At 64.2% G+C, this 21,549-nt stretch carries 22 protein-coding genes and 1 riboswitch; of the genes, 8 read left to right on the forward strand and 14 right to left on the reverse strand.

The window, feature by feature from the left end; translation table 11 throughout:
- Positions 1-37 precede the first annotated feature (37 nt).
- On the forward strand, positions 38-208 hold the full coding sequence (locus ACSMXN_RS23555; RefSeq protein ID WP_155958549.1) for a hypothetical protein: 171 nt from the start codon (positions 38-40) through the stop codon (positions 206-208).
- 138 nt (positions 209-346) lie between these two features.
- Complete coding sequence (locus ACSMXN_RS23560) at positions 347-685, forward strand: DUF3800 domain-containing protein (RefSeq protein ID WP_022915460.1); 339 nt, start codon at positions 347-349, stop codon at positions 683-685.
- Between the two features lie 71 nt (positions 686-756).
- Here the strand turns inward: ACSMXN_RS23560 and ACSMXN_RS23565 are convergent, their stop codons facing one another.
- Positions 757-1,197: a PaaI family thioesterase gene (locus ACSMXN_RS23565; protein WP_196811445.1), complete on the reverse strand. Its 441-nt coding sequence runs from the start codon at positions 1,195-1,197 to the stop codon at positions 757-759.
- Complete coding sequence (locus tag ACSMXN_RS23570; RefSeq protein ID WP_022915462.1) at positions 1,194-1,700, reverse strand: winged helix-turn-helix transcriptional regulator; 507 nt, start codon at positions 1,698-1,700, stop codon at positions 1,194-1,196. The genes ACSMXN_RS23565 and ACSMXN_RS23570 overlap by 4 nt, the downstream gene beginning before the upstream one ends.
- A gap of 46 nt (positions 1,701-1,746) precedes the next feature.
- Between ACSMXN_RS23570 and ACSMXN_RS23575 the strand changes: the two genes are divergently transcribed.
- Genes ACSMXN_RS23575 through ACSMXN_RS23590 form a run of 4 tightly spaced genes read left to right on the forward strand, consistent with a single transcriptional unit; the run spans position 1,747 to position 6,915 of the window.
- The gene (locus ACSMXN_RS23575) at positions 1,747-3,246 is read left to right on the forward strand and encodes an MFS transporter (protein WP_022915463.1); all 1,500 of its coding nucleotides are present in this window, start codon (positions 1,747-1,749) and stop codon (positions 3,244-3,246) included.
- Positions 3,247-3,293: 47 nt separating this feature from the next.
- A complete protein-coding gene (locus ACSMXN_RS23580; protein ID WP_022915464.1) occupies positions 3,294-4,994 on the forward strand; it encodes an FAD-dependent oxidoreductase in 1,701 nt (566 codons plus the stop codon).
- Complete coding sequence (locus ACSMXN_RS23585; RefSeq protein WP_022915465.1) at positions 4,991-6,568, forward strand: ATP-binding protein; 1,578 nt, start codon at positions 4,991-4,993, stop codon at positions 6,566-6,568. The genes ACSMXN_RS23580 and ACSMXN_RS23585 overlap by 4 nt, the downstream gene beginning before the upstream one ends.
- Positions 6,565-6,915, forward strand: coding sequence for a UBP-type zinc finger domain-containing protein (locus tag ACSMXN_RS23590; protein ID WP_022915466.1), 351 nt, complete (start codon positions 6,565-6,567; stop codon positions 6,913-6,915). Before ACSMXN_RS23585 ends, ACSMXN_RS23590 begins: the two co-directional genes overlap by 4 nt.
- A gap of 166 nt (positions 6,916-7,081) precedes the next feature.
- On the opposite strand, the gene ACSMXN_RS23595 is transcribed toward ACSMXN_RS23590, so the two are convergent.
- Positions 7,082-7,294 carry a BldC family transcriptional regulator gene (locus ACSMXN_RS23595; RefSeq protein WP_022915467.1) on the reverse strand — a complete coding sequence of 71 codons (213 nt, stop codon included), beginning with the start codon at positions 7,292-7,294 and terminating at the stop codon, positions 7,082-7,084.
- Positions 7,295-7,715: 421 nt separating this feature from the next.
- Here ACSMXN_RS23595 and ACSMXN_RS23600 point away from each other — a divergent pair, with 421 nt between their 5' ends.
- Positions 7,716-7,919, forward strand: coding sequence for a DUF3073 domain-containing protein (locus ACSMXN_RS23600; protein WP_022915468.1), 204 nt, complete (start codon positions 7,716-7,718; stop codon positions 7,917-7,919).
- Positions 7,920-8,043: 124 nt separating this feature from the next.
- On the opposite strand, the gene purM is transcribed toward ACSMXN_RS23600, so the two are convergent.
- Positions 8,044-9,138: a phosphoribosylformylglycinamidine cyclo-ligase gene (purM, locus tag ACSMXN_RS23605; RefSeq protein ID WP_022915469.1), complete on the reverse strand. Its 1,095-nt coding sequence runs from the start codon at positions 9,136-9,138 to the stop codon at positions 8,044-8,046.
- A complete protein-coding gene (gene purF, locus ACSMXN_RS23610) occupies positions 9,135-10,679 on the reverse strand; it encodes an amidophosphoribosyltransferase (protein ID WP_022915470.1) in 1,545 nt (514 codons plus the stop codon). Before purF ends, purM begins: the two co-directional genes overlap by 4 nt.
- Positions 10,680-10,874: 195 nt before the next feature.
- Here purF and ACSMXN_RS23615 point away from each other — a divergent pair, with 195 nt between their 5' ends.
- Positions 10,875-11,144 (forward strand): hypothetical protein, encoded by a 270-nt coding sequence (locus ACSMXN_RS23615; protein WP_155958550.1) that lies wholly within the window; start codon positions 10,875-10,877, stop codon positions 11,142-11,144.
- An 85-nt stretch (positions 11,145-11,229) separates the two neighbouring features.
- Here the strand turns inward: ACSMXN_RS23615 and ACSMXN_RS23620 are convergent, their stop codons facing one another.
- The 9 genes from ACSMXN_RS23620 to ACSMXN_RS23660 form a co-directional block, all read right to left on the reverse strand.
- Positions 11,230-11,994 carry a sterol carrier family protein gene (locus ACSMXN_RS23620; protein ID WP_022915472.1) on the reverse strand — a complete coding sequence of 255 codons (765 nt, stop codon included), beginning with the start codon at positions 11,992-11,994 and terminating at the stop codon, positions 11,230-11,232.
- Between the two features lie 11 nt (positions 11,995-12,005).
- Positions 12,006-14,354 carry a phosphoribosylformylglycinamidine synthase subunit PurL gene (gene purL / locus ACSMXN_RS23625; protein WP_022915473.1) on the reverse strand — a complete coding sequence of 783 codons (2,349 nt, stop codon included), beginning with the start codon at positions 14,352-14,354 and terminating at the stop codon, positions 12,006-12,008.
- Entirely contained in the window at positions 14,351-15,043 is a 693-nt protein-coding gene (gene purQ, locus ACSMXN_RS23630; RefSeq protein WP_022915474.1) for a phosphoribosylformylglycinamidine synthase subunit PurQ, read from the reverse strand. Before purQ ends, purL begins: the two co-directional genes overlap by 4 nt.
- Positions 15,044-15,098: 55 nt before the next feature.
- Positions 15,099-15,329: a phosphoribosylformylglycinamidine synthase subunit PurS gene (purS, locus tag ACSMXN_RS23635; protein ID WP_022915475.1), complete on the reverse strand. Its 231-nt coding sequence runs from the start codon at positions 15,327-15,329 to the stop codon at positions 15,099-15,101.
- A 52-nt stretch (positions 15,330-15,381) separates the two neighbouring features.
- On the reverse strand, positions 15,382-17,151 hold the full coding sequence (gene atzF / locus ACSMXN_RS23640; protein ID WP_081649358.1) for an allophanate hydrolase: 1,770 nt from the start codon (positions 17,149-17,151) through the stop codon (positions 15,382-15,384).
- Entirely contained in the window at positions 17,148-19,271 is a 2,124-nt protein-coding gene (locus ACSMXN_RS23645) for a 5-oxoprolinase/urea amidolyase family protein (RefSeq protein ID WP_196811446.1), read from the reverse strand. Before ACSMXN_RS23645 ends, atzF begins: the two co-directional genes overlap by 4 nt.
- Positions 19,268-19,912 (reverse strand): DUF1989 domain-containing protein, encoded by a 645-nt coding sequence (locus ACSMXN_RS23650; protein WP_022915477.1) that lies wholly within the window; start codon positions 19,910-19,912, stop codon positions 19,268-19,270. Before ACSMXN_RS23650 ends, ACSMXN_RS23645 begins: the two co-directional genes overlap by 4 nt.
- Entirely contained in the window at positions 19,909-20,646 is a 738-nt protein-coding gene (locus ACSMXN_RS23655) for a DUF1989 domain-containing protein (protein WP_022915478.1), read from the reverse strand. Before ACSMXN_RS23655 ends, ACSMXN_RS23650 begins: the two co-directional genes overlap by 4 nt.
- 71 nt (positions 20,647-20,717) lie before the next feature.
- Positions 20,718-20,835, reverse strand: a riboswitch (guanidine-I (ykkC/yxkD leader).
- A 139-nt stretch (positions 20,836-20,974) separates the two neighbouring features.
- A complete protein-coding gene (locus ACSMXN_RS23660) occupies positions 20,975-21,511 on the reverse strand; it encodes a GNAT family N-acetyltransferase (protein WP_022915479.1) in 537 nt (178 codons plus the stop codon).
- Positions 21,512-21,549: the final 38 nt, after the last annotated feature.

Here is a 21,549-nt window from a genome sequence, read left to right on the forward strand (position 1 = left end):
TCACCTTGGCTCCCTACATGGATTGGGCAGCGAGTTCATGCCCATTGGGCAACTGCGGGCGGCCGCACCAGCCGCGTTCAGCGGCGAGGAACGGGTGCTAGTCCTCCGCTACGACGGGAAACATCCGATGGCGGGCGTTCGCATAAACGACGTGCTGCACCTGCTGTGGCTCGAACCAAAGTTTGGTGACCTCTATGACCATGGATGACGCTAACCGTCTTTATTGTCGCGCTCTCGCGTAGGTTTTCCAGGGCGTCGTTTACGGGTTGCGGGCGAGTCATCACGGGCCCTCGCGGCGTCCTCCGGGCTGATCTTCAGTAGAGCCCATAAGAACTCCTTCGGGTCAATGGAGCGTCTGGACGAACACGCAAGCAAGATGGGCCGGAATGCGCTAGTCATCGCAGATGAAGTGGACGGACAGAGCCAGTACCGGCAAGAACTCTGGGGTTACCAGCACGGTGCAACGTGGGGCTACCGCTCGCGGCGGATAACCCGGGTCATCGACACGATCCACTTTGCGCCCTCTCACGCCAGCAGACTCGTTCAGGGCGCGGATCTGATCGCCTACCTGTACCGCAGGCGTATGACCATAACTGAGCGGGACAAGCGTGCCGAACGCACATGGTCCGCGATCATGGACCGCCTGCGCCCGCGAGAAACCCACCATCTTTGCTGGCTGCCTTAGATGCACAAAGACCCCGTCATAGACGGGGTCTGAGGCTGGGCGGGAAGCTTCCTTCCTGCCTCTCCACGATATCACGACCTCGGGACACCAGCCGGCAAGGGAACGTTCTGCAGCCGAACCTGCCCACGCGCCAGGGCGCGGCCATCCGATCCAGTAATCGTCACCAACCACAACTGCTGTACCCGTCCCTGCTGTAGCGGCTCAGCCAGCACTTCGGCACGGCCACCCGTAGCGGATCTGATGAAATCCGTCCCGTTGTGCACCCCGACAGCAAACTGGCCGCGTTCGCGTACGGCCAGGCTAGCGCCGATGCTCGCAGCTGTCTCGACTGCGCTCGCGTACACACCGCCGTGGACGACACCCCAGGGCGTGTGATGCTCCGATCCCAGTTCGAGATGTCCAACTACTCGTGCGCCGTCGGCTTCATCAATCATCAAACCTGCCGCCGCTACGAAGGCACTCGCCGTACTCAACCCGAATTCCGGATGTTCACCCTTAGGTTCGGACATCATCCGGCTGCCGCTTCGTCGGTAATGGGACCAGCGACATCCCAACCCGGTGCGTTTACCTGTCGATCGAGGTCACGACCGTGAATCGGCTCGTTGCAGGTCTCGCAGTACCACGCGCCGTGTAGCTCATGTCCCTTATGCAGCAAGGTCATTGGCGGCGTCTCGGCTATGAATTCATCGCCCCACTGACGTAACGCCTGCAGTACCGGCGACAGCGCCCGACCCGCTGTGGTCAGGTGATAACCAGAACGCGGCGGGCTGTCCTGATACTGCCGGCGCTCCAGGATTCCGGATTCGACCAGCACCTTCAATCGGGCGGCCAGCCGGTCGCGGGGCGCGCCGGTGTTGCGGACGATCTCAGAGAAGCGATGGTTGCCGAACATGACCTCTCGAACCGCGAGCAGCGACCAGCGGTCGCCGACAACAGCGAGGGCTCCGGCGATCGAGCAGGGCCGTCCCTTGAGGTCATTGAGGTCAATCCGTCCGGCTGAGTCTGTGGCATTCACCTCTCTAGGTTTGCACATCAAACCATGACCCGCTAGCGTCGGGGCCATGTCAGTTGGAGAATCAAACCCTAAATTGAGAGCACGCCTCGTCACTACGGTCATCGTGGCTGCGGTCTTCATGACCAATCTCGATCTCTGGATCGTCAACGTTGCGTTACCTGACATCGGCGCCAGTTTCGCGGGCGCGCACGGCACGACATCGCTCTCCAATCTGTCGTGGGTGCTGAACGGCTACGCCGTCGGGCTGGCCGCGCTGCTCATCGTGGCCGGCCGACTCGGTGACCGGATCGGGCATCGCCCAGTTTTCCTCGGTGGCATCGCGTTGTTCACGATCGCCTCCGCAGCCTGCGCAGTGGCACCGAACCTCGAATTGCTGGTCGCAGCGCGGGTGATCCAAGCATTCGGCGCGGCCGCACAACTACCGACGAGCCTCGCCCTGCTGATGGCCACGGTGCCCGAAGCCAAGCGCGCTACGGCCGCTCGCGGGTGGGCGGCCGTCGGTGGGCTCGCCGCCGCGAGCGGGCCGGTGATCGGTGGCCTGCTGGTCGAAGCAAGTTGGCGCTGGGTCTTCGTCGTCAACATTCCCATCGGCGTCATCTCGATCATCGTCGGCTACCGTTTGCTGCCCCGCCCGGTCGCTCGGGAGCGACAGCCATGGCCTGACCTGACCGGAGCCGCGCTCGTCACGGTCGCCGTTGCCGCAGCAACGGGTGCCCTCGTCCAAGCGCCCGAGTGGGGCTGGACCTCGGCTGCGACGGTGCTGCTGATCTTGCTCGCGGTGTTGGCCGGCGTGGTCTTCGTCCGTCGGAGTGCGCGCCACAAGTACCCGCTAGTCGAGATTTCCCTGTTCCGAGTACGCCAATTCAGCCTGGCCAACGTGGCCGTGTTCATCTTCGGCGCATCGTTCGCGATCATGCTGCTGTCAAACGTGTTGTGGGCCCAGGACATCTGGCACTACTCAGCGTTACGGACGGGCCTGGCGATGATTCCAGGGCCGCTCCTGGTCCCCATAGTCACCATCCTGACCGTGCGGGCAATGAGCCGGTACGGCCCGGGGCGCTTGGCATCGGTGGGTTCGCTTCTCTTCGCGGCCGCGATGATCTGGCGCGTGCTGTTCGCCACGGTGCAACCCGACTACGTGCGTGATCTGCTTCCGAGCATGATCCTGGGCGGCATCGGCGTCGGATTGGGGCTCGGCACGCTCATCGCAGCCGCCGTGACCGCGTTGCCGCCAAACCGATCGGCGACCGGCTCGGCCGTGGTGAACGCCGGGCGTCAGGTCGCCTCGGCCGTCGGTGTAGCGCTGCTGGTCACGATCCTCGGGACTCAGGTGGATGCTTCCAGCGTTTCGGACTTCCAGACGAGCTGGCTGGTGGCTGCCGGGCTGGCGCTGGCGGCAAGCGGGCTGGCGCTCACCTTGCGGCGCACCCCGACGTCCGCGCCCACCGCACAGATCCCAATGGCCAGTTCGAGCAGCGACACCGACACCGACGCTGACACTGAGACTAGGGACCTCGACACGAACCCGGTGCCAGCCGGCGCCTGACCGAACGGGCCTGACCAAATCGGGCGAGAGGGCCCTAGGATGAATTGATGCAGGGCAGCGATCAGCAGGCCAGAACCGAGCCAGCGACCGAGCAACGCGCAGCAATTCTGACCGTCGACGACGACCCGAGTGTCTCGCGCGCCGTAGCAAGGGACCTGCGTCGTCAGTACGGCAGCACGCATCGAATCGTGCGCGCCGAATCGGGCGACCAGGCTCTGGACGCGCTGCGGGAGATGAAGCTGCGCGGCGATTTGGTAGCCGTCTTGCTTGCCGACTACCGGATGCCCAATATGAGCGGCATCGAGTTTCTCGAGCAAGCCATGGACCTCTACCCCTCGGCCCGTCGCGTCCTCTTGACCGCCTATGCCGACACCAACGCCGCGATCGAGGCCATCAACGTCGTCGATCTCGATCATTACCTGCTCAAACCATGGGATCCGCCCGAGGAGAAGTTGTATCCGGTACTGGACGGCCTGCTCGAGGCATGGGCGCAAAGCGATCATCGGCCGACCCCGGAGACAAAGGTCATCGGCCACCGCTGGTCGGCCCGGTCGTCGGAAGTACGGGAGTTCCTTGCGCGCAATCAGGTGCCGTACCGGTTCTATCTCTCAGATGAGCCCGAAGGCACGCGCCTGCTGGCCGCCGCCAATGCCGACGATCTGAAGCTGCCTGTCGTCATCACCGAGCAGGGCGACGCTCTGATCGAACCGACCGACAGCGAGCTCGCTACCCAGGTCGGCCTGAACACGACGCCTGCCAAGGCCTTCTACGACCTCATCGTCATCGGCGGTGGCCCGGCTGGCTTGGGCGCAGCGGTTTACGGGGCATCGGAAGGTTTGCGGACCGTACTGGTCGAGCGGACAGCTACCGGCGGGCAGGCCGGCCAGAGCAGCCGAATCGAGAACTACCTCGGCTTTCCCGATGGCGTCTCCGGCGCTCAACTCACCGAACGCGCGAGGCGTCAAGCCAACAAGTTCGGCGCCGAGGTAATCACAACGCGCGACGTGATCGGGCTCGACGTCAACGGCTCGGCCCGCACCGTTCGCTTCGCCGACGGTGACACCATCGACGCCCACACCGTCATCCTCGCGACCGGGGTGTCATACCGGCAGTTGACCGCTCCCGGCCTTGACGACTTGACGGGTCGAGGCGTCTTCTACGGGTCCGCGCTGACCGAGGCGGCCAACTGCGCCGAGCAGGATGTTTACGTCGTCGGTGGTGCGAACTCCGCGGGGCAGGCAGCCGTGTTTCTCGCCCGGCGCGCGAAGAAGGTGACCATCCTGGTCCGGGGCACGAGCCTCGAGTCATCGATGTCCTATTACCTGATCCAGCAGATTGCGGGCATTTCGAACATCGAAGTCCGAACCTGCACGGAGATTCTGAACTGTCGAGGCGACGGTCATCTCGAGGGCCTGACGCTGCACGATCGATCGACCGGCCAGAGCGAAGAAGTCGACACCCAGTGGCTGTTCGCGTTCATAGGCGCCGCGCCCCGTACGGACTGGCTGGACGGCGTTGTCGTTCGTGACGGCAACGGTTTTGTTGTCGCCGGGCCTGATCTCACGATCGATGGCCAACCGCCACGCGGCTGGACGATGGAACGCCAGCCGTATCACCTGGAAACAAGCGTGCCCGGGGTTTTCGTCGCCGGCGATGCACGGGCCGACTCTGCAAAACGAGTGGCCTCTGCTGTCGGCGAAGGCGCCATGGCCGTAATGCTCGTCCATCGCTATCTGGAGAAGTTATGACCGCTGTGCCCCGCGCAGATCACCACCCCATGCCGTGTGATCCGGCCGAACTCCGCACCCTGTTTCTATTCGAGAAACTCACCGATGACCAGCTCGCGTGGCTGTGCCGCGAAGGCTCCGTGGAGGCGTTCGACCCTGGGCCAGTGTTCGATGAGGGTGACGACGCCACCTGTTTCTACGTAATGATCGAGGGCACCCTCGTCCTCACTCGCCGGATCGGCGGCGAGGACGTCGAGGTCAATCGCACCTCCCAGCGCGGCGTGTACTCGGGTGCTTGGCGAGCCTTCCTCGGTGATCGGGTGCCACAGAAATACGACAGCTCGATGCGCGTCGTCGCGTCCTCCCGCTTCTTCGTATTGGACGCCGACAAATTCGCCGAAATGATCAGCGAATGGTTCCCGATGGCCCTGCACATGCTTGAAGGCGTCTTCTTCGGTGTTCAGAACACCCAGCAAGCAGTCGGTCAACGGGAACGTTTGCTCGCTCTCGGGTCACTGTCGGCGGGCCTGACCCATGAGCTCAACAATCCGGCGGCAGCCGCCGTCCGGGCGACCTCGTCATTGCGCACGAGAGTCGCCGGCATGCGGCACAAACTGGGCACCATCGCCGCCGGGCCGTGGGACCGGACGACTCTCGAAGCTCTCATCCGGCTCCAGGAAGACGCTGTCGAGCACGTCGGCAAGGCGCCCGACCTCTCGCCGATCGAGGCGGCCGACCGGGAGGACGAGATGGCCGACTGGCTGGAGGCGCACGGCGTGCAGGATGCCTGGGACCTCGCCCCCAATTTCGTGCAGGCGGGCGTCGGTGTCGATTGGCTCGAGAACACTGCGGCCATCGCTGACCCGAGCATCTTCGAGGGCGCGATCCGTTGGATCAACTACACCCTCGAAACCGAGCTGCTGATGAATGAGATCGAGGATTCGACCACTCGCATCTCGACGCTTGTGGCAGCAGCAAAGCAGTACTCGCAGATGGATCGTGCTCCCTATCAAGTGGTCGATGTTCACGTGCTGCTGGACAGCACGCTGCTGATGCTCGGACGCAAGATCGGCGACAAGATCAAGGTAGTCAAGGACTACGACCGATCCTTGCCGAAGATTCCGGCCTTCGCGGCCGAGCTCAACCAGGTGTGGACGAACCTGATCGACAACGCGGTCGGCGCGATGAAGGACGGCGGCACCCTCACGATCAGGACGGCCGCCGAGCCCAAGGCCGAGTCTGAATCAGGACGGTTGATGGTCGAGGTCGGCGACACCGGCACCGGCATCCCCGCCGACATCCAAAGCCGGATCTTCGAGCCCTTCTTCACGACCAAACCGTTCGGCGAGGGCACCGGCCTCGGACTCGACATCTCCTGGCGGATCGTCGTCAAGAAGCACCACGGCGATCTGCGAGTCGAGTCCGTGCCTGGCGACACTCGCTTTCAGGTGCTGTTGCCGATCGCCGCGGCCGAGCCGGTTGCTGACCCGGTCGCCGCGCCGAGTACTGCGTCGACCACCGAGTCGACTACAGGGCTGACCGCCGAGCCGAGTAGTGAGCCAATCATCGTGACCGAGGAGACATCCAGCACATGACCGAATCGAACGGAATCGACGTCTCCGCCACACCAAGTGGCACGGGCTGCGTCGAATGTGAGGCGAACGGCGGCTGGTGGCTACATCTGCGCCGATGTGCGCAATGCGGTCACATCGGCTGTTGTGACACTTCGCCGTCTCAGCATGCCCGCAAGCACGCCGCGGAGGCGGGGCATCCGATCATCCGCAGCTTCGAACCGGGCGAGGATTGGTTCTGGAGCTTCACGACGGACAGCTACTACGACGGGCCGCCGCTGCCGCCGCCGGATTACCACCCAACGGATCAGACTGTTCCCGGGCCCGCGGACCGTATTCCGTCGGATTGGCGCAACCACCTCAACGCCTGACCAATGCGCACAACCTGGCTGATACGCCCAACCTGGCTGGCACGCACAGCCTGATTGGTGCACAAGGCAAAAACGGAGGTCGTAGCTTCATCGCTGAAGCTACGACCCCCGATGTCCTTGAAGGCGTCCGTTAGGTTTTCGGATCCCGGCTCCGAAAACCTCGGCACTACGCCTCGACAGGAGTGTTCGTGTTGCCTTCGAGCAGCGAACGGACTTCGGACTCGCGATACCGGCGGTGGCCGCCGAGGGTGCGAATAGAAGTCAGCTTGCCGGCCTTTGCCCAACGGGTAACCGTCTTAGGGTCAACCCGGAACAGCGTGGCCACCTCTGATGGCGTCAGCAGAGGTTCTGACTCGGTGCGTTGACGAGGATTGGTCATGGCCCTCGCCCCCTTCCTGGATATACAAAACGCGCATCCCGTTGCGACGTCTAAGGAAGTATGCACCATTTTCGGGGCAAAAACGTGTCTGCGCACTGTGAAGCCCGACCTGTAGGATATCGGTTTGGTAACGAAAGCCCAGATTAGGTATATCCGTCACGGGGAGTTACTAGCTGTGTTCGGGTTGTAATATCAAACTACACAATTGTTATATTCGTCCTGGTCAGTTTGCGGCTATTTGCGGCCAACCACGGCGGGACCTATGAGCTGACTGAGACGGCACTCAGCACCTCGGCCGGTCGGTGTGCGCCGAGGCCGACCGGCGTTGTACCCTCAAGGTACGAATTGATAACCCATTCCCGGGCCGGACTTCGTCTTCCGACTCCGTCCCGGATGACTGTGTGAGCGAGGGGGTCGAGCCATGGGGCGCGGCCGTGCCAAGGCAAAGCAGACCAAAGTGGCCAGGGAACTGAAGTACCACACCCAGGACACTGACTTTTCCGCATTACAGCGCGAGCTGGGCCATTCGGCCGAGCCGGGCTACCGCGGGACAGAGTCCGATCGGGACCCTTACTCAGATGAAGATGAGGACGACGGCCCGACCTGGGCAACCGGTTCGCGCTGACTCGACCTGACAGCTTCGTTGTGTGAACGGCTGATCTGGTCTCTTTGCGTTACCCATTTGCGGCAACCCAGCTGCTGACCACTCGTCGGTCACAGCTGGAGACCCACCCGGCAGGGCGCGGGCATCAGAACACGCAGCTCGCGTAGTCGCCGATCATCTCGACGTGCCCCGCGTCCGACGCGACGCCCGCCGCCTGTTTCCGCGGAACCACGTCGCCCAGCTGCCAAGCGGGAACTCCGCGCGAAGTCAGCAGCTCCAACGCTGCCGAGGCGCGGTCGCCGGCGACCACGGCGACCATGCCCACACCAACGTTGAACGCCGGTTCGATTTCGGCCCGGGCGATGCCACCCTCGCGCGCCAACAGTTGAAAGATCGGCAACGGCGACCAGGTTGCGCGGTCGACGACAGCGCTGACGGAGGTGGGTAGCACCCGCGCCAGATTTCCGGCCAGGCCACCGCCGGTGATGTGCGATAGGCCGTGCACGCCGACCTCTGAGATCAGCGCGAGGCAGTCCTTCGCGTAGATGCGAGTCGGAGTGAGCAACTCCGCGCCCAGTGTCCGACCCTCCAGTTCGTCCGGGGTAGCGGTCAGCGCAAGATCCTGAGCCTCCAACACGTGACGGACCAGGGAGTAGCCGTTCGAATGCATCCCGGACGAACCCATTGCGATGAGCACGTCTCCGGGTTGGATCAGCTCGGGCGTCAAGATCTCGTCGGAGTTGACCACACCAGTTCCCGCACCGGAAATGTCATAGTCGTCAGGCCCCATCACCCCGGGGTGCTCGGCAGTCTCACCGCCGACGAGCGCGCAACCGGCTCGGACGCAGCCCTCAGCGATGCCAGACACGATGGCCGCGATCTTCTCCGGTATTACCTTGCCCGTGGCGATGTAGTCCGTCATGAACAGCGGCTCGGCACCAACAACGACGAGGTCATCGATCACCATCGCGACGAGGTCGATGCCAATCGTGTCGTGCTTGTCGAGTTGCTGGGCTATCACCAGCTTGGTACCGACGCCGTCGGTCGACGTCGCCAGCACGGCGCGCGGGTAGCGGGCCAAGTCCAGCGAGAACAGGCCTGCGAAACCACCTAGGCCGCCCATAGCGCCTGGCCTTGCGGTGCGGGCGACCGAACTCTTCATCAACTCGACCGCACGATCGCCGGCCTCGATGTCCACGCCTGCCGAGGCGTAGGAAACCGGTTGCGTCACCTCGGTCATGGACGCTGCAGTGCGTCCGCGGCCTGATAGCCCTCGGCTACCTCAGGGGTGCGGGCACCGGTCGGCATACCGTTGCCGACTGCTCGGCCGATGCCTTCAAGCACATGCTTGCCCACGACATCTGGCAGTTCGATCGGGTATTCACCGTCAAAGCACGCGCGGCACAGCCGGGTCTTTGGCTGCTCACTCGCCGCGATCACGCCGTCCAGCGAGATGTAGCCGAGACTGTCGGCACCGATCGAGGCCCGAATGCCGTCGTTGTCGAGGCCGTTGGCCAACAACTCGGCCTTGGACGCGAAGTCGATGCCGTAGAAGCACGGCCACTTCACCGGCGGCGATGCGATGCGAACGTGAACTTCGAGCGCACCGGCTTCGCGCAGCATCCGGATCACGGCCCGCTGGGTATTGCCACGCACGATCGAATCATCGACGACGATGAGGCGCTTTCCGCGAATCACGTCGCGCAACGGATTCAGTTTCAGGCGGATACCGAGTTGCCTGATGGTCTGGGAGGGCTGGATGAAGGTGCGGCCTACGTAGGCGTTCTTCACCAACCCCATGCCGTACGGGATGCCTGATTCTTCCGCGTAGCCGATCGCAGCCGGGGTGCCCGATTCAGGCGTCGGCATCACGAGATCTGCCTCGACCGGGTGCTCGCGAGCCAACCGGCGACCGATCTCGACCCGGGTCGAGTGCACTGACCGCCCCGAAATCGTGGTGTCCGGCCGGGCCAGGTACACGTATTCGAACAGGCAGCCCTTGGGGTCGGGGTTGGCGAAACGCTGCGACCGCAGACCGTCCTCGTCGATCGCAATCAGCTCGCCTGGTTCGATCTCTCGCACGAACGCTGCGCCGACGATGTCCATCGCTGCCGACTCTGAGGCGACCACCCAGCCTCGCTCGAGCCTGCCCAGCGAAAGTGGCCGTACGCCCTGCGGATCGCGAGCGGCATACAGGGTGTGTTCGTCCATGAAGACGAGCGAGAAGGCGCCCTTCAACGTGGGCAGTACCTCCATCGCAGCCTGTTCGACGCTGACATCCGGGTGATCAGCCAACAGGGCTGTCATCAGGTCCGAGTCAGAGGTCGAGTCCATCTCGAGCGAGTTGCGGCTCACACCTAGGTTCGGTGCCGAAGCTGCAAGCTCGGCGGTGTTCACCAGGTTTCCGTTGTGACCGAGGGCTATTCCGGTGCCGGTACGGGTCGTGCGAAAAACCGGCTGAGCATTTTCCCAGGTCGTCGACCCGGTCGTTGAGTAGCGGGTGTGCCCAAGGGCGATGTGACCCTTCAGGGTCGCGAGCGTTGACTCGTCGAAAACCTGTGACACGAGGCCGAGGTCCTTGTAAACCAGGATCGACGAACCATCGCTCACCGCGATGCCGGCGGCCTCTTGGCCACGATGTTGCAGCGCGTACATGCCGAAATAGGCGAGTTTTGCAACCTCCTCGCCGGGCGCCCACACACCAAAGACGCCGCAAGCATCTTGCGGACCTTGGTCGTGGGGATTGAGATCGTGGGTGAGCCTGCCATCGCCGCGAGTCACGCTCGCAAGTCTACGGGGTGTTCCGAGCGCTGCTGCCTGGACCGCCGATTCGAGAGACCTCCATCTCTGGCCCGGCAACCTCTCGACGCGGTCGACACGCTCGACGAGCAACCGCCGGCCGGTTTCAGCGTTTGCCTACATTTATCGTCCTGTCCTGGCACAGTCCCCTCTGGCGCCGCCCGGCGCCTTCAGACGATGACGAGACAGGACTGCACCACCACGATGCGCTCTGCAATCCAGTTACCTCAGGGAGTCGCACTGGCGGCCCTGTATCTGGTCAGCTACGTCACCACCCTCACCGTCAAGGAGGCGATACCCGACGCCCTGTCGTTGCTGATCCCAACCGGGGCAATCGCGTTCATCGGCAACTGGTGTGAACGGTCGAACCGCCTCGGGTCGCGAGCATCGATATTCACGATGGCCGCCATCGCCGTCGCGCTCGGGGTACTCCTCGGCATCACCTAGCGAGCATTATTGCGTGGCCCGAATTTCCGGTTGGCGGCGCTCAAACCGAAAACTCGGGCCACGCAATGGCAATCAGGACGGGGGGTTACAGCAGGGGGAGCTGGCCGCTCAGGTTGGCGCGGTTACCGCTGGCGGCGACCTTGCCGCGGGCGACCCCGTCGGCCCAGCTCGTCCGGCCCGTGGCAAGGCGCATGAAGGTCAGCGGATCGGTTTCGACGACGTTTGGCGGAGTCCCGCGGGTATGACGAGGACCGTCGCCGTCGAGGCCGCCGCATTGCACGGCGGCAAAGGGCGGCACCCGCACTTCGACGGACCGTCCCGGGTAGCGCTCGGCCAGGACACCGGCCAACGATCGGACGGCATCTGCCAGCGCCGCGCGGACCAACTTGACCGCTGCGACTTCCGGTACTGAACGCGACAGGTCGTCGGCGTGCACCACGAGCTCGATGATCCGCGTCCGCTCCCAATCGGCCGCGGTGATTGGTCCTCGCGGGCCGTCCAATACTGCAGGCAGTTTGTGCTCCACCTGGGTCCGGGCGATCTTCAGCGCCTCTGAGAACGCCACCCGCAATTCGTGAGGGCTCAGAGTGCCCGTCGTCTCTCGCGTGCCCTGATCGATGATGGCCGCCGACGGGCGGTACTGGCTTACGTACGCGCCCACCGAGACCGGACGCTCAGTCGAGGCCAGCCCGTTCACTCGGACATAGCCGCGCAGCGACTGGACAAGATGGCCTACCAGCGTCCGCACATCCCAGCTCTCGAGCACCGAGTCCTTGACGAACGCATCATCGGGAAGTTGCCGCAGCCAGTACTCGATGGCCTCCGCCTGAAGCACCAGCGCGTCCGTCATTGCGGCCCGACTCAGCCGAACAGCGACGGCAGCGTTGCCGCCCAGGCCGTCCGTAGTTCGCTCAGCGGCAGCCGGAACTGACCCTGTACATCGATAGCCGATTCGAGAATGTCGAGCACTCCGATGCGGACCGCGGGCAGGCCCCGCGCCGTGCACATATCGGTGAACCGCACTTCTTCCGTGCGGGGGACGGCCACGACGGCACGGCCGGCAGACTCGGAGAACAGAAACACGAACGGGTCCAGACCGTCGGGCACGATGACCCGGATACCGGTGGTTCCGCGCAGACATGATTCCGCGAGCGCCACGAACAAACCGCCATCGGAAAGGTCGTGTGCCGAGTCGATCAGGCCATCGCGAGATGCATTGATGAGGACGTCGGCCAGCAGCTTCTCGCGATCAAGATCGACCTTGGGTGGCTTGCCGCCCAGAAAACCATGCATCACGTGCGCCCACTCCGAGCCGCCGAACTCGTCGCGGGTGTCGCCCAACAGGTACAGCTGATGGCCATCGTTCTTGAACGCCATCGGGGTCCGCCGGTTCACGTCGTCGATCACGCCGAGGACGCCCAGCACGGGCGTGGGCAGGATCGGCGAAGTCCCGGTCTGGTTGTAGAAGCTCACATTGCCGCCGGTGACCGGGATGCCAAGCTTCTGGCAGCCATCGGCAATACCGCGGACGGCCTCGGCGAACTGCCACATGACCGCTGGATCCTCAGGCGAGCCGAAGTTCAGACAGTTCGTCACGGCCAGCGGGCGGGCTCCGGTGGTCGCTACGTTGCGATAGGCCTCAGCCAGCGCGAGCTGCGCGCCCGCATAGGGATCGAGGCGGGTATAACGGCCGTTGCCGTCGGTCGCCATCGCGATCCCCAGGTTGGAATCCTCGCCGTCGTGCTCGTCTCGCCAGCGCTCGTCGGTGATCCGAACCATTCCCGAATCCTCGGGCTGTGACAGCACGGTGTTGCCGAGCACGTAGCGGTCGTACTGGTCTGTCACCCAAGACTTGTCAGCAAGATTCGGTGAGGAGATCAGGGCAAGTGCGGTCGATCGCAACTTGTCGCCCGACTTCGGACGAGGCAAGCCATTACCGTGCTCACCGTTGAGCGCGTCTTGGTCATACGGACGGCGCATCGGTCGCTGATAGACGGGGCCTTCGTGCGCGAGGGTTCGCGGTGGCACGTCGACGATCTTCTCGCCGTGCCAGCGCATCGTGAGCCGACCCGAGTCGTTGACCTCGCCGATAACCGTCGCGGTGACGTCCCACTTCTCGCAGATCGCCATGAACGCCGCCAGATTGGCCGGCGTGACCACCGCCATCATGCGTTCCTGAGACTCACTCATGAGGATCTCTTCGGGAGTCAGCGTCTCGTCGCGCAACGGAGCAAGGTCGAGCTCGACGGCCATCCCGCCGGTACCGGCCGCTGCCAGTTCAGTCGTCGCGCAGGACAGGCCGGCTGCACCCAGATCCTGAATACCGGTCACCAGATCGGCGGCGAAAATCTCGAGACAGCATTCGATCAACACCTTTTCGGCGAACGGGTCCCCAACCTGCACCGCAGGGCGTTTCGTCTTGCCCTTTGCCTCGAAGCTTGCGCTCGCCAGCACCGACGCGCCGCCGATGCCATCGCCGCCGGTGCGAGCACCGAACAGCACGACCTTGCTGCCGGGGCCTTCGGCCTTGGCCAGCTTGATCTCATCGGCCCGAAGTACGCCGACGCACAGTGCATTGACCAGGGGATTGCCCAGGTAGGTGGCGTCGAACACCACTTCGCCGCCGATGTTCGGAAGTCCCAGACAGTTGCCGTAACCGCCGACGCCACTGACGACCCCTGGCAACACCCGAGCCGTGTCCGGTGCGGTAGCCGGCCCGAAACGAAGCGAGTCCATCACCGCGATTGGACGTGCACCCATGGTCAGGATGTCGCGGACGATGCCGCCGACGCCAGTAGCCGCACCCTGATGGGGCTCGACGTAGGACGGGTGATTGTGCGATTCGATCTTGAAGGTGACTGCCCAGCCATCGCCGATATCGACGACGCCGGCATTTTCCCCCATCCCTACAAGCAGAATGTCCTTTGCCTCGGCCGGCACCTTGTCGCCGAACTGCTTCAGGTGCACCTTGGACGACTTGTACGAGCAGTGTTCAGACCACATCACCGAGTACATCGCCAGCTCGGACGAGGTGGGCCGCCGCCCCAGAATCTCTTTGATACGTTCGTATTCGGTCTCGGCCAGGCCCAAGGCCTGATAGGGCTGGGATGCGTCGGAATCCTTCTTGGCGATCTTGACCGTATCGACTGGGGGCCTGACCGCATCAGGGCCAACCGTGCTGCCAGAGCCTGAAGTGCGAATTGCCGTCATGCCGCAATACCTACCAGTTTCTGCAGAACTGACGTGAAGAACGCCAAGCCATCTGTACTCGGCCCGGTGAGTGTCTCTACCGCATGCTCGGGATGCGGCATCAACCCAACGACGTTTCCGGCTTCGTTGGTGATCCCCGCGATCCCCCGGTACGAACCGTTCGGGTTGTCGCCCAGATAACGGGCCACCACCCGTCCCTCGGATTCGAGAAGGTCCAGGGTGGCCGTGTCGGCGACGTAGCCACCTTCACCATTCTTGAGCGGGACGACGATCTCTTGCCCGGGCTCGTAGAGATTGGTCCAGGCGGTCTCGGCGTTCTCGATCCGCAAGCGTTGATCCCGACAGACGAACTTGCGGTGATCGTTGCGCACGAGCGCCCCGGGCAAAAGGTGAGCTTCACAGAGCACCTGAAATCCGTTGCAGATGCCGAGGACGGGCATGCCGTTACGGGCACCGTCAATGACCGACTGCATCGCCGGCGAGAACCGGGCGATGGCGCCGGCCCGCAGATAGTCGCCGTAGGAGAACCCGCCGGGCAGCACGACTGCCGCCACATCTGACAGCCACTCCTCGCCGTGCCACAGCGGGACCGGTTCAGCGCCCGCCAACCGGATGGCGCGCAGCGCGTCGCGGTCGTCGAGACTGCCGGGAAAGGTCACTACGCCAACACGGTGCCTGTTGTTAGCCACCCCGTAAGGTTACCGGCCCCCCGAGGCCGTCGATGCCGTCACTACCGCCACCCGCTCAGCGACGGACGCTGAAGTCCTCGATGACCGGATTGGCCAGCAAGGTGTCGGCCAGCTTGCGCAGTGTCTCGTCCGAAATGCCGTCTTCCACGTCCAATTCGAAGTGCTTTCCCTGCCGAACCGAGTTCACACCCTCGATCCCCAGGCGGCCCAGCGCACCGAGAATCGCCTGGCCCTGGGGGTCCAGGATCTCGGGCTTCATCACGACGTCCACGACGACACGGGCCACGTCAGCACTCCTTTGGTTTCTCGCCTAGGTGGTTTCTTTGCTCAGGCACACCCTATCTATCAGCGGTCGGTCCCTGAGCCAGATAGGCCCGCCAGCCACCGAAGGCCGTGATATCGCGTTCTGGATCGACACCGTCGGCGGTACAGACGAACCCGAGAACACCGCGACCATCCGCCAACGTCATCGGACCGATGGCCAGCGGAGGCGCGACCGTCCCGATGAAGCCCGCCACCGAGGCACTCGGCAACGACCACAACTCGACCTCGATACCCATGGCTGACGCGGCGTCGGTGGCGGTGCTGCCCGCTGCAACCGGTAGCTGGGTCAGACCTGGCCGCCGGACGGCGCCGCGCACCTCGAACATCCGGTATTCAGGTCCGGTACGGGTCGACTCGACAAACCTGCCGCCACGCGCGACCAGATCAGCGTTCAACGGCTGACCGGTCAGGTGTGCGCCGGCGACGGCGATCAGCACGCGGTCATTCGCATCCCGTTCAGCATCGGCATGCACGTCGTCCGTGCTCTCGCCAAGCCACATCGAACCCAGATCGAGCAGTAACTCGTCGGAGAACGCCGGTCCGAGGAATTGGACACCGAACGGCAGACCGTCGGCCCGGCGATCGGCCGGCACCGCCAGCGCGGCCAGATCGAGCAGGTTGGTCATATTGGTGAACCGGCCCAGCCGTGAGTTCACGCCAACCGGATCGGCGGCGACCTCCGCCAGCGTCGGATGCCCGGGAGTCACGGGCAGGAAGATGGCGTCCACCTGCGCCCAGGTTGGGTCGGTCGCCCGCTTGAGCTCGGCCAGCCGGTACATCCCGCGAAAGGCGTCGGTCGCCGAGATCACTGCAGCTCCAGACACGATGCCCCGCACCGTTGGATCGATCTGAGAGCTGTCGGTGAGCTCGGCACCGAAAGCCACGGCACGTTCTGCCACCCACGGGCCCGAATACAGCAACTTGGCCGCGTCCAGAAAGGGCTGCACATCGAACGCGACCAGGGTGAAGAGCTCACCCGCGTGCTCACAGGCACGTCGCCAGGCGTCTTCGTGTGCCGGGTCCAAGCCCAGGTCGCCCGCGGGTATTCCGATCACGGGTCGGCGGTCCAGCGTGCCCTGCGCTAACGGCTTCGGGCGGGCATACGGATCGGACGGGTCGAAGGCGGCCGCAACGGCGAACAGCTCTCGGGCCAGGGCAACAGACCGGGTCAGTACCGTGACGCAGTCCAGGGACCGGCACGCCGGCACAACACCCGTGGCCGAGAGCAGTCCTTTCGTTGGTTTGAGACCCACCAGCTCGTTGAACGCCGCCGGGACGCGCCCGCTACCGGCCGTATCGGTGCCGAGCGCGAACGACACGATGCCGCTCGCGACCGCGATGGCGCTGCCGGAGCTCGAACCGCCGCTCACGTGATCGGCCGAGAAGACCGAGTGGCAAGCTCCATAAGGAGATCTGGTCCCGACCAACCCGGTCGCATATTGGTCCAGGTTGGTCTTGGCCACGGGAACCGCACCTGCCGCGATCAACCGGCGTACGACGGGCGCCGAGGCCTGAGCCAAGGCCGACCTCGCCGGATTCGCAGCCGTCGTAGGCACGCCGGCAAGATCGATGTTGTCCTTTATCGCGAAAGCCATACCGCTCAGCGCGCCATCCGTTGAGGCCGTGCCAGCGAAGTCCTCGATCTGCTTGTCGGTCAGGACCGTTATGAAAGCGGGCTGTTCCAGCGCGCGAGCAGCCGCGGCCGCTGCTAATGCCCCGGCAGCGGCCACGCCGGTGCTGCCGATCTTGTTGCCGATCTTGCTGTCACCCTCAACCAGAGTCATGCCGACCACCTTTCGCGTTCAGCGTTGAACGCTGTCCTTCGCTGAGCTCGTAGTGCTTCGATCTCGGCACCGTGATTCTCGTGCAACTCGGCGATCTCTCGCACCGAGAAGGTTGCCGGTCGCATCGCCAGATCGGCCCGTCCCGCTTTGATCTCAGCGCGTTGAGCGGCCAGTTCCTCGGCGGAGACCGCGACGAAGCGCAACCGGTCGAACTGCCGCAGCAACCACGGTTTGTCATCAGCCTCGGACAACCGCCAGACCGGCACGGTGCGTCCCACGAGCTGATAGCCGCCTGGGCCCTCCATCCCATACACGCACAGGTAGATGCCGCCGATTCCAACGGCATTCTGCGGCGTCCACATCCGCGCGGGGTTGTATTTCGTGGTCACGAGGCGGTCGCGGGGATCTATCGGCACAGCGACCGGCGCACCGAGGTAGACGTCACCAAGTCCCACTACCAGGTAAGTGGCCCGCGCCACTATGTCGAAGACCTCGGACCGCTCGGGCAGATCGTTCACCCGCCGGATGAACTCGACATTGTCCGGGCTCCAGGGTGCGTCCGGGCGAACCGAGTCGTAGCGGCGCATCGCCTCGTGCGCTCCAGGATGGTCAAAGGCAATCGGCAGCGTCACCTCGCGAACGTCGAGCGTGACGGTGGCCGGATCATCGAGTCCGGTGCTGAGTTCCGCCAGCTGAGCCGCGAGTCGGGCCAGCGGCAGTACCGCATCGTCTACTGCCACCAGTAACGAGCGCACTCCCTCGACGATCTCGACGACTCCTGCTGGCTGGTGGGCCCGAAGTGCCTGCGCCAGCAGGTGAATCCACACCCGGACGGTCAAATCGAGTTCCATCGTTCCGGCCTCGACGAGCAGGTGGCGGTCACCGGCCTGCCGGATGGTGAAGGCAGGAGAATGGGCCGAAGCCTCTTGCTCAACGCGTCGGGTCAGTGGTGCCGGACGCGTGGGCGAGCCTGAGGAATCGGACGGCCGCGGGGATCGCGCGGACTCGATTCGCCCAAGCACACGTTGAAATTCGTAGCCGATCGCGCCGGGAAGGTCAGCGAGCAACTCACGGCGCGACGCCATCGCGGCCGAGGCCTCCACCGAGGTAACCGGAACCAGAGTCACGGTGTCGCCGGGTCGCAGCTGGCCGAGCATCCACCGATCAGCGCCGATGATCACCGCCGGCACGACGAAACCACCAAGGCTTGGGCCGTCCTTGCCGACGATGACGGGCGTGTCGCCCGAAAGCATGATTCCACCTACCGGATATGCCGAATCGTGCAGGTTCGACGGGTGAATTCCGGCCTCACCACCATCGGTCCGGGCCCACTGCGGTACTGGCCCCACCAGCCGGACACCGGTGCGATCGGCGCGGTGGTCGACCTGCCAGTGAGCTTGAAAGAACTGCGAGACGCCGTCTTCGGTCAGGTATTCCGGTGCGCCATGTGGTCCAGCGATCACCCTGATCTGCCAATCATGACCGAGCTCCGGCAACACCTCGACGACATCAACGGGATCGCGCAGGTTGCGGGCCGACCCGATCGCGATCTCATCACCGTCCTGGAGAGGGCGGCCGTTCAAGCCACCGAAACCCCCCAGGATGAACGTGGCACGGCTCCCCAGAACCAACGGTATGTCCAGCCCGCCAGCGATCGCGAGATACCCACGCATGCCCGGACCGTTGAGCGGGCCGAGGTCCAGCACCTGGCCGGCAAGCACCGTGACCACCTCACCTGCCAACACCGGCCTATCGTCCAGACGCGCCTCGGTCGCAGCGCCGGTGATGCAGATGAAAACCTTCTGGTCGAAAGACAATCGTGGCCCGACGACCACGAATTCGAGACCTGCCGACGCGCCTGCGTTGCCGACGGCGAGCTGTCCGAGAGCGGCTGAAAACTCATCGAACGCACCGGACGGGGGCACCCCGACATCCCAGTAGCCGGTGCGACCGGCCACGTCCTGAACGGTCGTTTGAACTCCGGCTGAGAGCACCGTCATGACGACGGGCCGACGTGCCGGGCTCGGACGAGTCGGCCCGTGAACGCCACTACCCGCTACGGCCTGCATGCCGATCGCCTGGTCGAAAGAAGGTCCGAGTTCGGACCTGACCAACGTCACCCGGCCCACCAACCGAGCAACTGAACGGCGGTCGGATTCCAGCCGTTACAGGGATTGTTCAGCTGCGGGCAGTTGCTGATCAGCACCAGCAAGTCGCGACTCGCGATGATCTCGACGTACTTGCCGGCGGCGGACAGCCCATCGTCGAATTTCAAGGCGCCGGACGACTCGACCGGAACGTTCATGAAGAAGTTGATGTTGTGCCCCAGTTGCCGTTGCCCGATACCGGCTGCCGCGCCATAGGCCAGAAACGTCTGCCGGCAGGCATGCTGGTGCCGCGTGTGCACGCCGTACCTGATCACGTTGCTTTCCTGAGCGCACGCCCCACCAATGGTGTCGTGACGGCCGCAGGTGTCATCGCTGATTACGGCAAGTTCGTCAAGCCGGCCGGAGAGCAGCCGCGATCCCGTGGTCAGGTACACCGCACCCTGCTCGCGAATCGTGTCGAACGCGCTGTAGCGGTTGTCGATATCGCTCGCGTCGTAGAACAAGGTGTCAACGGCTTGGTTGCCGTGCAGATCAACGATTCGAAGCCGGCCGCCACAGGGCACCCGCAGCAGCGCCCCGTCGCCGGCCTGGACGGTCTGATCGAAGTTCGCCGCAGTCGTGGCATCAACAGCAGAGGCAAGGATGTCTGTCATGCGAAGGCCTTCTGCGTCTCGAGCAGTGCTCGGGCACTCTCGTCCCTGAACGTCATCGCGGCATCGTCCGCTAAGACCGGTTCGGCCTTACCAACGTCGACCAACACGCCTGCCGGGCGGTACTCAGCATTGGGATTCATCGGATGCGGCGTCGACGCGCACACCAGCAGCACGTCCTGTTCGGTGCGCAGCGTCACCTGGTCACCGGTGGTGCAATGTCCTGCGACGTATGCCAAAGAGGCTTGCGCGTCATCGGCGATGCCAAGCTTGGAGAAGAAGTTGACGCAGCCGTGCAGGTCGGCTTCGCCTAGGCCGTGCTTGGTCAGCTCGCTGATCAGTCCAGTACGAGCTGACCGGCGCCACTCGTTGCGGTCGACGGCGTAGCTGGTGGCACCGAACCGATCAAGGTGGCGCGGGTGCCCGATGCCGCCGAGTGCGTCGTGCCACGGCAGGGACGAGCTGACGACCGTCGCCAACGCGAGTCCACGGTCAGACATCAGCACCATCGGCACCTTGATGCAAGCGCTCATCTGCGCCTTGAGGGTGTCCGGGATGTTCATCCGATCGAGCCGATTCGCCCCGATGAGCAACACCGTCAAGTTCGCATCCGCGGCCATCGCGGTGAAGGTGATTGTCCGACCCGCCTGAACCGGCGCCGACCATGCGGCTCCGCCGGGTAGCTCGTGGCTGTAGAGACTCGAGCTTTCGTTCGACTTCGCTGCCGAGGCGCTCATATCGGGTGAGGACTCCCAACCGAAACGGGGCCCTGGTAACGCGTAACGCGCACGGCAACCGGGGCCAAGTGGCCTCCCGGGCTTTTCTCCCGCCGTGGAGCGACGCGACACAACACTGTGCCTTGCCGCCTGCATCTCTCGGACCAGGCCAACACCCGAAGGTGGAGCGGAACCCTAGACGCGCCCCGCCGTGATGACGGGTCGAGACCATTACAGGCAAGGGGAGTTTCGCCAGCGGACCGGGTTGGTAACGTTCGTGTTTCCGTACCGGCCACTGCGCACGTTGCTGCCGAATCGCGATGCGTGACCAGCCTCTGAGGGCGCGCCGTCAGCGCGCAGGGATGCCCGACCAGTCCTCCCGCAACAGGCCCATCAGGACGATGTCGACGTACTCCCCCGCGACCCAGGCGTGCTGGCGCTGACGTCCTTCCTCGACGAAGCCGACTGCGAGGTATGAGCGAATGGCCCGCTCGTTGGTGGAATGCGTCTCCAACCAGATCCGGCGGAGGTTCTGCATCCGGAAGCCGTACTCGACGATCAGTGCCATCGCTTCGCGGCCGTATCCCTTGCCCCAGTAGTCACGATCGCCGATGCCGATACCGACCTCAGCGGTGCGCGAGATTCGATTCACGTGAAACAGGCCGATGTCACCGATAAAGACGCCATTGGCCTCGATCGCAAAGCCGAGGTTGTCGTTGTCCTTGGCCATACCGTCAAAGAACTCGGTGACACCGGCGAGGGCGCGCGGCCGCGGGGGGTCACCACCGCCAAGCAATTCGATCTCGACGTCGTTCTTGAATTCGGTCATGCGCACGTAGTCCTTGGGCGTCATCGCGCGCAGCGTGACCAGCTTGCCTTTGAGCATGCATGTTCCGTTCGTGTGCAGTGCGGCCGCTTTTTGAC

Source organism: Parajatrophihabitans canadensis (assembly GCF_053764775.1).

Excerpts from the sequence above, each read along its gene's own strand:
- ACSMXN_RS23555 (WP_155958549.1), top strand. The coding sequence starts at position 38 with ATGCCCATTGGGCAACTGCGGGCGGCCGCACCAGCCGCGTTCAGCGGC.
- ACSMXN_RS23560 (WP_022915460.1), top strand. The coding sequence starts at position 347 with ATGGAGCGTCTGGACGAACACGCAAGCAAGATGGGCCGGAATGCGCTA.
- ACSMXN_RS23565 (WP_196811445.1), bottom strand. The coding sequence starts at position 1,197 with ATGATGTCCGAACCTAAGGGTGAACATCCGGAATTCGGGTTGAGTACG.
- ACSMXN_RS23575 (WP_022915463.1), top strand. The coding sequence starts at position 1,747 with ATGTCAGTTGGAGAATCAAACCCTAAATTGAGAGCACGCCTCGTCACT.
- ACSMXN_RS23580 (WP_022915464.1), top strand. The coding sequence starts at position 3,294 with ATGCAGGGCAGCGATCAGCAGGCCAGAACCGAGCCAGCGACCGAGCAA.
- ACSMXN_RS23585 (WP_022915465.1), top strand. The coding sequence starts at position 4,991 with ATGACCGCTGTGCCCCGCGCAGATCACCACCCCATGCCGTGTGATCCG.
- ACSMXN_RS23590 (WP_022915466.1), top strand. The coding sequence starts at position 6,565 with ATGACCGAATCGAACGGAATCGACGTCTCCGCCACACCAAGTGGCACG.
- ACSMXN_RS23595 (WP_022915467.1), bottom strand. The coding sequence starts at position 7,294 with ATGACCAATCCTCGTCAACGCACCGAGTCAGAACCTCTGCTGACGCCA.
- ACSMXN_RS23600 (WP_022915468.1), top strand. The coding sequence starts at position 7,716 with ATGGGGCGCGGCCGTGCCAAGGCAAAGCAGACCAAAGTGGCCAGGGAA.
- purM (WP_022915469.1), bottom strand. The coding sequence starts at position 9,138 with ATGACCGAGGTGACGCAACCGGTTTCCTACGCCTCGGCAGGCGTGGAC.
- ACSMXN_RS23615 (WP_155958550.1), top strand. The coding sequence starts at position 10,875 with ATGACGAGACAGGACTGCACCACCACGATGCGCTCTGCAATCCAGTTA.
- ACSMXN_RS23620 (WP_022915472.1), bottom strand. The coding sequence starts at position 11,994 with ATGACGGACGCGCTGGTGCTTCAGGCGGAGGCCATCGAGTACTGGCTG.
- purL (WP_022915473.1), bottom strand. The coding sequence starts at position 14,354 with ATGACGGCAATTCGCACTTCAGGCTCTGGCAGCACGGTTGGCCCTGAT.
- atzF (WP_081649358.1), bottom strand. The coding sequence starts at position 17,151 with ATGACTCTGGTTGAGGGTGACAGCAAGATCGGCAACAAGATCGGCAGC.
- ACSMXN_RS23650 (WP_022915477.1), bottom strand. The coding sequence starts at position 19,912 with ATGACAGACATCCTTGCCTCTGCTGTTGATGCCACGACTGCGGCGAAC.
- ACSMXN_RS23655 (WP_022915478.1), bottom strand. The coding sequence starts at position 20,646 with ATGAGCGCCTCGGCAGCGAAGTCGAACGAAAGCTCGAGTCTCTACAGC.
- ACSMXN_RS23660 (WP_022915479.1), bottom strand. The coding sequence starts at position 21,511 with ATGCTCAAAGGCAAGCTGGTCACGCTGCGCGCGATGACGCCCAAGGAC.